9 protein-coding genes are annotated in these 13,024 nt (G+C 57.0%); 4 read left to right on the plus strand and 5 right to left on the minus strand.

What is annotated here, in order from left to right:
- Nucleotides 1-138: 138 nt before the first annotated feature.
- Complete coding sequence (locus tag IE099_RS03420; protein ID WP_189567360.1) at nt 139-495, minus strand: hypothetical protein; 357 nt, start codon at nt 493-495, stop codon at nt 139-141.
- A gap of 303 nt (nt 496-798) precedes the next feature.
- Here IE099_RS03420 and IE099_RS03425 point away from each other — a divergent pair, with 303 nt between their 5' ends.
- From IE099_RS03425 to IE099_RS03440, 4 genes are read left to right on the plus strand one after another with little or no spacing between them, the layout of a single operon-like run.
- Nucleotides 799-3,951 (plus strand): sialate O-acetylesterase, encoded by a 3,153-nt coding sequence (locus tag IE099_RS03425; protein WP_189567361.1) that lies wholly within the window; start codon nt 799-801, stop codon nt 3,949-3,951.
- 20 nt (nt 3,952-3,971) lie between these two features.
- Entirely contained in the window at nt 3,972-5,288 is a 1,317-nt protein-coding gene (locus tag IE099_RS03430; RefSeq protein ID WP_189567362.1) for an acyltransferase family protein, read from the plus strand.
- Between the two features lie 58 nt (nt 5,289-5,346).
- A complete protein-coding gene (locus IE099_RS03435; protein WP_189567363.1) occupies nt 5,347-5,811 on the plus strand; it encodes a hypothetical protein in 465 nt (154 codons plus the stop codon).
- Nucleotides 5,812-5,862: 51 nt separating this feature from the next.
- A complete protein-coding gene (locus IE099_RS03440; RefSeq protein ID WP_189567364.1) occupies nt 5,863-6,216 on the plus strand; it encodes a cupin domain-containing protein in 354 nt (117 codons plus the stop codon).
- A gap of 9 nt (nt 6,217-6,225) precedes the next feature.
- On the opposite strand, the gene IE099_RS03445 is transcribed toward IE099_RS03440, so the two are convergent.
- The 4 genes from IE099_RS03445 to IE099_RS03460 all read right to left on the minus strand — a co-directional run bounded on the left by IE099_RS03445 (nt 6,226) and on the right by IE099_RS03460 (nt 13,023).
- Nucleotides 6,226-9,573: an alpha-amylase family protein gene (locus IE099_RS03445; RefSeq protein ID WP_189567366.1), complete on the minus strand. Its 3,348-nt coding sequence runs from the start codon at nt 9,571-9,573 to the stop codon at nt 6,226-6,228.
- 147 nt (nt 9,574-9,720) lie between these two features.
- Entirely contained in the window at nt 9,721-11,217 is a 1,497-nt protein-coding gene (locus IE099_RS03450) for a DUF7133 domain-containing protein (RefSeq protein ID WP_189567368.1), read from the minus strand.
- A gap of 23 nt (nt 11,218-11,240) precedes the next feature.
- Nucleotides 11,241-12,206 (minus strand): c-type cytochrome, encoded by a 966-nt coding sequence (locus IE099_RS03455; RefSeq protein WP_189567370.1) that lies wholly within the window; start codon nt 12,204-12,206, stop codon nt 11,241-11,243.
- A 79-nt stretch (nt 12,207-12,285) separates the two neighbouring features.
- Nucleotides 12,286-13,023 carry a hypothetical protein gene (locus tag IE099_RS03460; RefSeq protein WP_189567372.1) on the minus strand — a complete coding sequence of 246 codons (738 nt, stop codon included), beginning with the start codon at nt 13,021-13,023 and terminating at the stop codon, nt 12,286-12,288.
- Nucleotide 13,024: the final 1 nt, after the last annotated feature.

Below are 13,024 nucleotides of genomic sequence, written 5' to 3' on the forward strand. Positions count from 1 at the left end.
CCAAGCTCATTTGCGTCGGGAGGACTCGAGCTTCCGGATGCGGGCCCAGAGATAGCACGCGATGAGAATCCACAGGACCCCCTCCACCCAGTTGAACAACGCGTAGTGCTCGGCCGAGAGGGGGGGGGGGGCAATTTGTTAGAATAGAAAGATCAGGCAAAGGGCGATTCCGAGGAGAATAAGTCCCAGCAGTGCGGTCTTCAATGCTTCGGCCTTTCTCTTGGAACCAAGATAGCAGACTCGGGAGAGGAAGACGATGAAGCCGGAAACTAGCTTCAAGGCCCACAGCCAGTCGGGTAGTTTCTCGCCAAACTGAGGCGCTTCAATGAAATCAGAAATCGCAAAGGCACAGAAGGCGGGAGCGGAAAGGAAGACCCAGAAAACCTTTTTCCGGTCGAATTGGGACCGGCGTGAGATCAGGAAGTACGCCACCCAGATCCAGGCGATGCCCTCCATGATGTTGAAGAGCCCGTAGACATAGCTCGAGATGTCCATGTCCTAAAGAAAGCGTGCTGGTGCGCCGGAAGGAGAGAGGCCCGATGGCCGGGTTAGGGAAGGTTGCGAGGACGTGATGAGCTGATTCATTGGAGATTTCCGAATAGAAAATGAGACTGATTGTTAAGTGCTGGCAAAGAGAATCTGCTCTTGAAAGTTCAATTGTTCTTATTTTTATAAAAAATCGTATTTTTGGTTTTAAATTTTTAGAATAACCCTGTAGACAGTCAATATTGTCTGAAAGTCTCGAGGGTTACCTCGGTTTTCAAGCAGTGCTTCTCGTGTTCCCCCCCTTTGTTTCCAATGATTAAATTGTCCGGTATTGTGCCGTTTCTGGTGGCTGCTCTCGTATCGACGGCGTCCTGCCAGCCAGCTGTTGCGTCCCCTGTAGGAATTCAATCCGACGGTAGTGGTGGTCTCCAATTGTCCTATCTCGGTGTGTTGCAAGAGAGTACGGACCTCGTGAATTGGACGGATATTACTCCGCAGCCACCTTCTCCCTGGAGCGTTCCCACGACTGGGGACGCTTGGTTTGTGCGGAGCAAAGCGGTAGCTGGAAACGGGCTCTTGGAGATGCCTGAGATTTTCACCGACTTCATGGTTTTACAAAGGGAACAGCCGGTTCCGATTTGGGGGTATCTGCCTCCGACGGCGGAGGTGGAGGTGAGCTTTGGCGGAAACACCTATCGCGCAACTGCCGATGCCTCCGGGCGCTGGGAAGTGATTTTACCCGCGATGGGAACCAATTGGGGAGGGCGCACCATGACGATTCGCACCGGTTGGGAAACCCGCGAAATTGACGAGGTGGTGGTGGGTGATGTGTGGTTCGTTTCGGGCGGTAGCAGCATGAACCTCACTCTGGAAGAGTTGGGAACCGCGGAGGCTGATGCGGAGCTCACCGATACCTTCGACGATATGTTGAGGGTCTTTGTGTTGGATGAAGCCGCAGCACGCAATCCCCGGACGGTAGCGACTGGGGATTGGCACCCCAGTGTGCCGGGGGCGCTCGAGCCCGTGGCGGCTGTGCCCTACTACTTTGGGAAAAAGCTCCGCAGCGAGGTCGGCATTCCTATCGGCATCATCGAGTGTGCGCGAGATAGCCAGCCGATCGAGAGCTACCTCTCGGACACTGCGCTGGGGACGTTTTCCCAAGGACAAGCCGAGCTCTATGCCAAGAGTCAGGCTTACGCCAATTGGGCTAGCGGTGCGACCCAGAGTGAGTATCAAAGCGAGTTGGCCGCCTGGGAGGACAACCCCGTGGGACCGCGTCCGACAGCACCGCTGGATCCCGCTCTGCGTCCCGAGATTGCGGGGCAGACATTCAATGCAATGATCAACCCAGTGGCCGATTATGAGGTGCGCGGCCTGTTGTGGTATCAGGGGGAAATCGACGCCACTTGGAGCAAGTCGATCTTTTATCGCGAGTTCTTGGAAAATCTGGCCAGCGATTTGAGGGGGCGCTTTGGAGCGCAGAAGCCTTTCTACTATGTTCAACTCGCGAACTTTGAACAACCCGGCGAAACGGGCGGAGGCCTGACTTGGGTCACGACTCAGGACGAGATGCGGCGGGCATTGCCCACGATCAGTCTGGCAGGCAACGCCGGCATGGTGGTCGCCAACGACATTGGTGACCCGGGCGATATCAATCCCTCTAACAAAAAAGAGATTGGTGAGCGCCTGGCGCGCTGGGCTTTGCGCAATGAGTATGAAAAGTCCGCAACCAAACGTTCGGGGCCGGTGTTCAAGTCTTCGGTGATTGGCGGATCGACAGTTGAGCTGAGCTTCGACCACAGCGCGGGGCTCGCTTCGAGCAATAGCCAACCGCTGTCAGGCTTTCAGGTTCGCGCTGCCGGGCAAGCTTGGGTGAATGCCGACGCGGTGATCTCGGGGAACAAGGTGGTGGTGTCTGCAAGTCAAGTGAACGCCCCGGTGGCAGCCCGCTATGCTTGGGATGACAATCCGACTTTCGCCAATTTGACCAATGCATCCGGATTGCCTGCCGGTCTGTTTGCCACCTCCCAAGGGCTGGAAATGCCTGCGATGTTTTCGGACGGGATGATTTTGCAGCGGGAAAAGGGTGCGAAGATCTGGGGGTGGGTTTGTGGAGGCTGTTCGGTCTCAGTGCAGTTCGATGGCCGACAGTGGGAAACCACTGCCGATGATCTCGGTCGCTGGGAGGTGGTTCTCGACAATCTGGCAGCATCCTCGGTCGGCCGTGATCTGGTGATCACGACCGATGAAGAAGTTCGCACCATCTCCGATGTGTTGGTGGGCGAGGTGTGGTTGGGTGGCGGGCAATCCAATATGGAATTCCGCTTCTCCTACTTGCCGACTCCGGCGAACAATGCCGAGGCTGCAAGCGCGAATGATCCTTTGCTTCGGGTCTTTGTCGCCAACGAGCAGGCCCGCAAGGATCCCCAACGTCTCGTGCAGGGGGACTGGCTTCGTGCGCAGAGTGGAGATATGCCGGACATGCCTCTGACTCCCTATCATTATGCCAAAGTGTTACGTGCCCAGTTGGGGGTTCCCGTGGGGGTCATTGAGAATGCCTGGGGTGGCCAGCCGATCCAAGGCTACATCGAGGAGGAAAAGCTTCTCACCTTCCCAGAGGGTGTCTCTATCTTGAATGAAAAGACCGCAGCTTACGCCGCTTGGGATCAGGCGCTTGCTGACTACGAGGCAGAGCTCGCGGCGTGGAATGCGAATCCGCAGGGACCCGCTCCCGAGCCACCTACTGGCGACCCGCAGTTCGAAGCCAACCTAGGGGGGCAGTCTTTCAACGGAATGGTCGCACCCATTGCGGGCTATGGCGTTCGGGGAATCATCTTCTATCATGGCGAGGCGAATAGTTTCGGTTTCAGCTCCAACGACTATCGGGAATTGTTTGTGGCTTTGGTGGAAAACTGGCGGGAGAAGTGGGGCGAGGATTTGCCTTTCTATTACATGCAGTTGCCGAACTTTGACCACGAGGGCGCGCGGCCTGGTTGGGTACGCGTGCAGGACGAGCAACGTCTAGCCTTGGCGAATCTGACCAATGTGGGAATGGCCATCGGCAATGATATCGGTGATCCGAATGATGTGCACCCGGCGGACAAGACCCAGATCGGGGACCGGCTTTCCCGCTGGTCTCTGGTCAATCAGTATGGACAGAGCAAGGTTCTAACAGGCCCGATCTATCAGTCGCACAGTGTGAAGGGGGCGACTATCGAGGTTCAGTTTCAGTATGGAGAAGGTCTGAAAACCAGTGACGGACTTGCGGTTCAGTCGCTAGAGATCCGGGAGGCCGGAGGGGCCTGGACCGCGGCTACTGGAACAATTGTTGGAGATATGCTTGTGATTTCTGCTCCGGGAATCAATAGCCCGGTCAGCGCTCGCTATGCTTGGGATTCCAATCCGACTACGGCGAACCTGCGCAATGGAGCCGACTTGCCCGCAAGTCTTTTCATCACGGATTAAACCTTAACCCCTCGTAGCGAATGAATCGAATCACTATTTCTTCCAACCCTTTGTTCAAAGCCTTGGCCTTGAACGAAAAGGGGAGTGATGTAGCCCCTCCAACCAATCTTGGTAAGGGACCGGGAAGGGTCAACAATCTCGATCTCATTCGACTGATTGTGGCGTTGCATGTGGTTTGCACGCACACTCTTCACTACGACGGATTGAGTTCTCGTCTGGATAGCACGGGGGCCACTTTGCATCGGCTGTTTCTTTTGATTCCGGCCGTGCCGATCTTCTTTGTGATTAGTGGCTTCCTCATCGTGGCTTCTTTCGAGAGAAATCCGAAGGACCTCAAGGGATACTTCTGGCGGCGGGGATTGCGGATCTATCCCGCGCTTTGGGTCTCGGTGTTGGTGTCTCTCGGGATTCTGACTTGGGCAGGGTATTTGCAGCGGGACTTTGTTGCCACTCCGACTTTCTTGGCCTGGCTGGCGGGGCAGGTCTCGTTTGTTCAGTTCTGGAATTTGGAGCACTTCCGGGGCTTTGGCATGGGGGTGGTCAATGGTGCGCTCTGGACCATCACCGTGGAGTTGCAGTACTACCTTTTTGTTCCGCTTTGGTGTCTGCTCAGGGGCTTCCTCAAGCGTTATCGCTTCGTTAATCTTGGATTCGATGGAGTGCTTTTTGTCACCTCGGTGGCGGCGAACTTGTTCATGCGCTATCACGTCAACGTCGCGGGAGAGTTCGCTCTTGTCGCCATGCCGATCAAGCTCCTGCACATGACCTTGCTGCCGCATCTTTGGATGTTCATCCTGGGGGTCTATATTTATCGGCACTTCGACTCGCTACGTAGTATCTTGGAAGGACACTTTCTCGCCTGGGCCGCAGCTTGGGTGGTGGTAACTGGCGTTGGGGAATTGCTCATCGGTGGAGAGACCGCAGTCGGCACCGCATTGTATGTGGTGGCCCAGTGTTTGCTGGCCTTTGTGACCATTTCGCTGGCCTACACTTTACCCGCTCTTTCGGGCAAAGTTCTAAGGGGGCAAGACCTGTCCTACGGAATCTATATCTTCCACTTCCTCATTCTCAATGTCCTTATTGAGCTGGGTTACATGACGACCCTATATGCCATCCCCGTTATGCTGGTGGCTTCATTCCTGATGGGGTTCCTGAGTTGGACCTTCATCGAAAAGCCGGCTTTGTCCCTGAAGAATTTCCGATTTGGAAAATCCTCCCTGACGACGGGAGCGGTTCCCGTGAGAAGCGATGCGCCCCCATCCGGGACGGCCTATAGTATGCCTAAACCGCGAACGGCGTTGGAGAATACCGACTTGTCGGCGCGCAAGCAGGATTAAGGACGTGGAAAGAAAGGCGGGAGCTTGCCCTGATGCTTCGGCCGGTCCAATCTGAGCCATGCTTTCTGCCAAGGCCCAGCTTCTCACCAAGGTCATTGCCGTGCTTCGCGAGGAACATGAAGAGTTCGCCCGCGTGTTAGCGGATACCAGCGCGGCGGCCACTGATCCGGATAGCAAGGCCGAGAGCAAATACGACACGCGCAGTCTGGAGATGTCCTACCTCGCCGCAGGGCAGGCCAAACAGGCCGAGCAGTTGGTGGAGGCTCTGGACCTGTTGGAAAAATTCGAACTGCCCGAGTTCGCGGTGAGTGACCCGATCGACCTGGGTGCCTTGGTGGAATTGGAGCTGGAGGGAGTCTGGAGCTTCTATTTTCTTTTGCCGGCGGGCGGCGGGATCGAAGTCTCGGAGGGGGAGATTTCCGCTACGACCTTGACCCCGGAGAGCCCACTTTTTTCCCTGATGAAGGGCAAGCGAATCGGCGAGCCCTTGGAAAACGGTGCGACCGTGAGCGAGGTGAGCTGAGCGAGATTTCCGGGTTTTACCTTCCCGTCGAATTGAGGCAGCTTGGCCACGATGACCATTCGCAAGATTTCCGAGCAAGCGCCGTTCACCACGAAGGATGGCTCGACCATTCGAAGCATTCTCGATCTATCCAATGCTCCGGTGAAAATGCAGAGCTTGGCCGAGGCCACCGTGCCGGCCGGAGGCGCGACGGATCGCCATTATCACAAGCTCAGTGAGGAATTCTACTTCCTGCTGGAGGGCAAGGCTTTGATGGAAATTGATGGGGAGGAGAGCGAGGTTGTCCCGGGAGATGCCATTCTCATCCCCGCCGGAGCCTGGCACCAGATTACCGGTATCGAGGAGACCCGGTTTCTCTGTTGCTGCGCCCCACCCTATCAGCACGACGACACTTACTTTGAGTGAAAGGGCTTGTTAGGGAAGGGTGACGATTAGTCTGTAGAAGCGATTGCTGTCGACGCCGGGCGCAGACCCGGTCTCGCTTCCGTCATCCGTGAGAAGGAAGGCGGGGTCGCCCGTGAGTCCGGTGCTGTCGGTGGCTGCTCCCATCTTTTCCCATGAAGTCATTCCGTCATTCGAGAATTCAATCTGATAGCGGCGGGCAGGAATCAGTGGGAAGGTCAAGTCGACGGACCCGTCGGTTCCGCGTTCGATACAGAGCTGAAACTTTTCGCTGTCGGCTACGATGGGATTCAGTCCGGCCAAGAATTCTTCCGCGTTGGTGAGCTGGTCGTTGTCAGGATTGCCAGCCGGTCCGTCGTCGCCCGTTGCTCCTGTGGCGATGCTGTTGTCTAACCCGTAGAGGACTTCCCAATCATCGGGAAGCCCATCCCCGTCTTGATCAGAACTGGCTGCAGAGGTGTCGATGAGTCTGAGGTATTGCGCTTGCCCAAGTTGGCTTAGGGACTGGTCAAGGATGACGGTGAGACCGTTGTCGATGAGGTCTTGCCCCGTGCGGTCAGTGCTCCAGAGATATTGGGTGTCGTCGCTGGCAAGTAGGTTGATAACATTGTATTGGTGAGAAGGCTGGATGCCGAACCAATTGACCCCGGGAGAGGACTCAGGGGAGAGGTCAAAGGTTTGCATGCGATTGCTATTTGCAAGCGGGTCGTTGTTGACGAGGGCGAAGACCACATCCTGGGAGCTGGCATTGACTCCAGCACTTTCGAACTTGGCGACGGCCATGATGTCGTCGTCGAAATTGCCGTCGCTCAGCTTGCTGAGAAAGTATTCTCCGTCGCTGCGAAGCGCCGGGCTGCCGAGACGGGCTGTATTGATGCGCCCATACAAATTCTCCAAGATGGCGTCCGCATTTTGCCAGACACGGGTCATGTCGTTGTAGCGCTTGAAGTTCGGAATCGTCTTTCCAAAGTTGTCTTCATACACGCTCCAGTTGTGGTCGGAGTTGGGAATGGCTCCGGTGAAACCATACTTGACGAAGTCATTGAGCGCTCCGGCTTCCTGCCCATACATGACCATGGGGATACCTTTGAAAGCCGCGAGCTGGGCGTAGGTGTTGAGCAGTTCATAAGGGTGATCGCTGGGGAAGACCTCGTCGTGGCTCGTTAGATTGTTGAGTAGAACGACGTTGTCATAGGCCTCCCGGCGCTGGCGATAGGCGTCGAAAGTGCTGAAAGTATCCTTGGTCCCGGTGCCGCCAGAGCCCGGACCGTCGGCGGGATAGTCGAACCAAGTGTCCCGCCAGTAAAAGACGATGTTCTCGTTGAGAATGTCGAAATGGCGGGCGCTGCGATAGCTCACCCCGTGACGAGGATTGCCGGCCACATTGTTGAACCCGTCAAGTGACTCGGCCATGAAGAGAAAGTTCCACTTCACGCTGCGGGTTTTGTTGATGCAATATTCCCAGAACTCGTTGGGAAGGCCCTGTGCAAAGTCGCAACGCATTCCGTCGATGCCTTGGTGGGATTGGCTGGGGGGCGTCCCGATTGGGTGCCCCGTCTTGTCGAGCCAGTAAATGGGATAGTAGGCAAAGTAATCCCACAGTTCCTTCGTAGTGGCTGACAGGGGCTCGAGTTTGTCTCTTTCCAGAAGATACTCGCGCGTATGGGAGTCGCTGTCGTATTTCACCAAGGCATCGTAGTTGCCGAAATAGAGTTCGCGCACATCGACAAATTTTCCAAAGTCTCTTCGGTCGGGTGCAACGGCTTGTTCGGATGCGTTTTCTGCCGGTTTGCTGTAGTCGCCGGCCTTGGCATACCAGCTTGGACGGACATCGCGGATTAGGTTGGCGGGATTCTGTCCGTAAAGGTCAACCGCACCTTGTCCCAGAATCGCGTCGGGGGACGAGTGGTTGAAGGTGCCGTCCACCATGACGCCGATTCCGTGGCGGTCAAATTCGTCGACCATGGTCTGGAATTCCGCCATCGCTCCCGACTCAGTATTGTCTGCGCCCAGGAAGGGGGCAACTTGCCAATAGTCTTTCACCGAGTAGGGGCTGCCCGGGTCGTAGTCCTGGTTCGTAAGGGGATCAGTTTGTCTGCCCTCGGTGCCGATGGGGTGGATGGGCTGGAGCCAGATCATGTTGATGCCCAGTTCGGTGAACTTCTGCGTGCTGACGGCATCGGGTCGATCCGTGTTTTCCATCCAAAGATCGCGGAAGGTTGAGCGACCGGAGGGAGTGCTGTCCACCGCTTCCACAATGGCGGGATTGACTTCATATAGAATTGTGTCCAGCGCATTGTTGGGAGAGACCACGATGGCGAGGTCCCGCCGCAGGCCTCCGTCGGTGAAGTAGAAAGGTCCCTCGCCATCAATGAAATAGCGCACCGTAGCCCGATAGGCTCCGCAGGTGTCGACGGGTAGGGTTGTCGTCCAAGTCCCGTTGGATTCGCTCATGGGGTAGGCGCGGTAGTAGGTTTCGGAAGAGGTGGTGGCGAGGTCGCGATTTTCCTGAATGACGGCAAAGTCGCGGCGGTTCAGGTTGGTGATGACCTCGACCTGACTGACGGTTTCGTCCGGGTTGGCATGAGGGGTGAAGTTTAGGCTGAGAGATGCGCTCTCGTTTGCTTGTTCGTCGATAAAGAAGCGCCGCAAGCCATAGTTGGCATCCGCGAGATTGCCATTCACCTCGCTTGTCAAGGTTGGTGCTCCCTGATCGAAGTGTCCATCGAGATCCTCGTCGCGAATGGATTCCACGGTCACGGGAGCCATCTCCATGATGTCCAGATTGTCGTCTTGCCAGAAAATTGGAGTCTGCCCCACCATGGCATCTCCGGCGTTGGTTCCGTAAGCTAGCGCGGAGAGGTAGACTGTTTCGGGCATGGTGCCAAAGACCTCCTCGAGGTCGATCACTCCTTCGAGAACTCCTCCATTAGGTCCTTCGGCATGTTCGCCCGATGCTCCTCCGTTGTTCAGGGTGGCGTAGTCGTTGTCACCTTCCGCCGCCAACCAGGGCCACTCCGCGAAGTAGTAGTTCAGGGTGCCAGCCTTTCCCCAGGGGTGTCCTTCCGGATTGCCGAAGGTGGTGGAGCAAAGCACGAAGTGATCGCTGGTTCCGCCTTCGGTCGACCAAGTGGCCAAGTAGAGTTTGGAGCCCTTGACGGCAGCCCATAGTCGCATCCCGTTGTCCGTGATGAGGTAGTTGGCGCTGTCGAGGTCGCCGTCGAGGACAAAGCATGGCTCGCTATCTGGATCGCGGGCTGCTTTCGACTGAACTTTTTCTTTGGTGGTGGAGTCCTGTGCGGCCAGAGGAGGAGAACAGCAGAGAATGCCGCCAATCAGGGCGAGGAGGAGCGTGGGCATGGGAGTTTTTTTGGAGTAAAAAGAGGAAGTCGCGCGATAGACAGCCGTGCAAACCACTTTCGCTGATTGCAGAGGTCTATCCGTGACTGTCTGGTTTACTCCAATTTTCCCTTTTTTCGAAGCAGGGAAGTGAACCCCAGCCTTTGCCTATTCTCCTGTCGGGATCTGGTTGGCGGTGTAGTAGAAGAGTTGATTCTGGATTTTCTCTCCCTTGGAACTCTCCATCGCCGGCAGATCCAGTTGATACACTTTGCCAGCTTCGAAGCCCTCGAGGGCTACCGAAAAGGTGCGCCCATCGACCGGGACGATTTCCGTGACTTCGTGCTGCGCCTTGTTTTCGGGTGCAGAACCGTAGGTCCATTTGGATTGATAGGTGAAGGAGTTGAACTTCAGGTCCCGGGCTTGAGGCTGCTTCGAAAGTTCCCGGGTGAAGGTGAGCTTGAATCCCTTGGGGGTGATTTCGAATTTCTCGATATCAAAGGGCATTTCTTGGCTGGCCGGAGTGATGCGCTGGATCCCTTCTGCCGGTTGACCCCAGCCTCGCACCGTTTGGCCAACGTAGATCTGTTGGCCATCGGGGCTGAAGCGGATGCGGTGGTTGCCCGAGCGCAAGCCACCATTGTCGAGGAAGTGGGTGCAGGCTCCCTGGAACTCGCCATTGACTTCTTCCAGCATGATTCGGGTGATGCGGGTGCCGTTGTTGTCGGGCAGTAGCATTTGGCCTGGAAAGTGGGGGAAATTGTCGGGGATGACGTAGGGCTCGCCCGCTGAACGGTTGATCTCCTTGTGCGGGATTTGCACCACCGGAAGGGTCCGGTGCGCATTGTAGGCCGCCAAATCCTCTCGAAAGGTTGCGAGGGGATCCTTGTTGGCCGGCCACGTGGGATCCCAGACCAAGCTATTGGGGTGTCCATAGAACTTGCCTTTCTCGAGGTGATAGAGCGGGGTGGTTGCCCGCCAGTCGCCCTGATTGTCACCGCACCACAGGTTGCCGTCTTGATCGCGATGAATTCCGTTGTGCATGCGGAAGCCGTAGCAGTAGGGGGTCAAGTTGCCCTCGGCATCGCAGTGCAGGGTGGTGCCCCGCCATTTGACGGCGGCGAAGTTGCGTCCCCGGCGGCCGAACTTGGAGTAATCCCCAAGGGTATGCTCGCCGGTCGGGCCATTGTGGGAGGCGGTGCCCACGGCGATGTAGTAGCCGCCCGCGCCATCATCGGTGATGGTGTTGGTCTCGTGATAATTTCCCGACAATCCCCATCCGGAGGCAAAGATGCGGTATTGGTCCGCCGTCCCATCCCCATCGGTATCGGTCGCTTCAGTAAAGTCGGCCATCTGGGTGACTCGCACTTTGTTCCGGGTCACGGCATCCAGTCCGCACCCGTTGTGGAATCCGCTGGCGAACAACTGCCAGTCCCATTTCTCCGGATCGGATTGTGGCTGGGCGCGAAAGACATCGCCGCGTCTCAGCACCACGAAGAAGGTGCCGTCTGGAGCGAAGTCAATGGCTCCGACCTCGGGAGGGCAATTGGGGGGGAGGGCGATGTTCTCGACCTGATAGGGTGAGGCTCCCACAGTGGCAGCTCCTGTTAGAATGAGTCCAAGTGTGAAGACCTTGTTCCAGCGGCTGTGTTTGATTGCGTTCATCTGCGGTAAAATTTTCTAACAGGTTAGTCCCGGGTCACTTCTGCGGAGGATTTGATAAAGAGAATCACTGAATCGAGTTCCTTCTCGTTGAGCTGATAGGGTGGCATGTAGTTGGGCGGGAAGCCTTTTGCGGTTTTGGCATTGGGTGCCAGGATGGACTCGCGGAGATAGGCTTCGTCTGCGGTGATCGTATCGCCTCCTTCGATTTCGCGTTCGCTGCCAAAGAGGCCGGCCAGAGTCGGTCCGTGCCCCACGGAGCCGTCGGTGGAGTGGCAGGCAATGCAGCCGTAGGCGAGAAAGACCTCTTCGCCTGCTTTGGCATTGGCATCCGCGATCTTAATCTCGCGATCAAAGCCCTGATGGCGCGAGAGCAATTCGCCGGAAATGTCTTCGGTCGTCTTCTGCCCTTGGGTGGTGATGACCCTTTGGAAAGTCAGCTTTTCCTCACTGGGCAGGATGGTTTCGGCAAACTCCTGCTCTCCAAGGCGGTAGCGGAAGGTCGGAACGCCGTTCTCGGAGAGATCATAGCCGATGAAACGGGGTTCAGCCTGCTCCTGTGACTGGGCGAGATAAAAGAGATTGCCGACCAGGCGGGGAACGTAGTCAAAGGAGCGGCGACCTCCCTTTTCAGTATCTCCCCAATATGGATACATATCCAGGAAGCCTCCTTGCCAGGCATACATCACGCGGCATTCGATGGTATCGAACACATAGGAAAGTGCTGGCCCGTGATTGACGGCAATTGCTGCCGGCAAGACCTTGATCATCTCATACTCACCCGCCACGTCGCGGCCTTTGCCCGCATTGTATTTCGGAGATTTGGCGGCTTGGCCGTGATGGGACAGCACCGCGGGATCGAGTCCGGGGTCGGGGACGTAGGTCCGGAGGATCAGTGGCTTTTCAAGGACTCCCAGGGGGTTGGAGTCGTAACCAAGGGGCTCGCTTTGCAAAGCGGCAATCAGTAGGACAGCGGGTAAGATGAGGGGCACCCTCTGGTTACCGCGCTGCTACTGAGAATTTTGCAGCAAAATTGCTGGGAACGGTCAACGTTCGCCGAGCGTACCCAGTCTACTCGATGCCGATGGTTGGGTCGATTTTGTCCGGGGCGCCGCTGGGAGCGGGGATGGAACTGGGCACGGCCGGGGCTTCGGGCAACTGGACCGGGCTGGGAGAGCCGCTGGTTGGAATGAGCACTTCGGTCGGCTTGCGTTCCGGGGACTCGATGACGACGGGGTCGGGGTCGGGGCTTGCGCTGACGCTCGACGGCGGCGGGATGAGAGAGGAGCCAGAAGGTTGCAGGGGTGCCGGAGCCAGGCTCGCGGGGGCCAGGTCACTGCTACTGCTGCGTTGCAAGGGAGCGGAGGGCGGCGGCGGCAGGAAGGGGGAGGTGTCGTCGCTGCTGGAGGGCTCGGCCACCATGATAGTGGGGACGTAGCCCACGGAGCCGCCTTCCAATTCGACTTTCAAGTGCGAACCCTTGGTGGCAACGACCTTCAGTGGAGTTCCCAGGCTCAGCACCTTGTCGGCGGTCGCGTTGCCTTTCGGGATTTTATTAAAGAAAGTCGCATTGGGGGTCGCGGTCTCAACCCATGTGCCGGCGCTGTAGGTGGGGCCGGTGGGCTGAAAGCTGTTCGAGCGCAGACGGGGTGAATTCGGGCCATCCAGCGGGTTGTAATCGCTGGTGATTGGCTCTTGGAGAGTGGAGGCAATCTGCGCGCAACTGGCGAGGGAGAGTGTTGCTGCGAGGGGAAGCAATCTGCTGCTTTTCATGCCGCAAAGGATGACCTCGGGGCGGGGTGCGGTCAAT

The sequence above is a fragment of the Roseibacillus persicicus genome, assembly GCF_014651675.1.
GTDB classification, from domain to species: Bacteria; Verrucomicrobiota; Verrucomicrobiia; order Verrucomicrobiales; family Akkermansiaceae; genus Roseibacillus; species Roseibacillus persicicus.

What these genes read in the sequence shown, in the direction of transcription:
- IE099_RS03440 (WP_189567364.1), top strand. Translation starts at nt 5,863, where the DNA reads ATGACCATTCGCAAGATTTCCGAGCAAGCGCCGTTCACCACGAAGGAT.
- IE099_RS03445 (WP_189567366.1), bottom strand. Translation starts at nt 9,573, where the DNA reads ATGCCCACGCTCCTCCTCGCCCTGATTGGCGGCATTCTCTGCTGTTCT.
- IE099_RS03450 (WP_189567368.1), bottom strand. Translation starts at nt 11,217, where the DNA reads ATGAACGCAATCAAACACAGCCGCTGGAACAAGGTCTTCACACTTGGA.
- IE099_RS03425 (WP_189567361.1), top strand. Translation starts at nt 799, where the DNA reads ATGATTAAATTGTCCGGTATTGTGCCGTTTCTGGTGGCTGCTCTCGTA.
- IE099_RS03430 (WP_189567362.1), top strand. Translation starts at nt 3,972, where the DNA reads ATGAATCGAATCACTATTTCTTCCAACCCTTTGTTCAAAGCCTTGGCC.
- IE099_RS03435 (WP_189567363.1), top strand. Translation starts at nt 5,347, where the DNA reads ATGCTTTCTGCCAAGGCCCAGCTTCTCACCAAGGTCATTGCCGTGCTT.
- IE099_RS03420 (WP_189567360.1), bottom strand. Translation starts at nt 495, where the DNA reads ATGGACATCTCGAGCTATGTCTACGGGCTCTTCAACATCATGGAGGGC.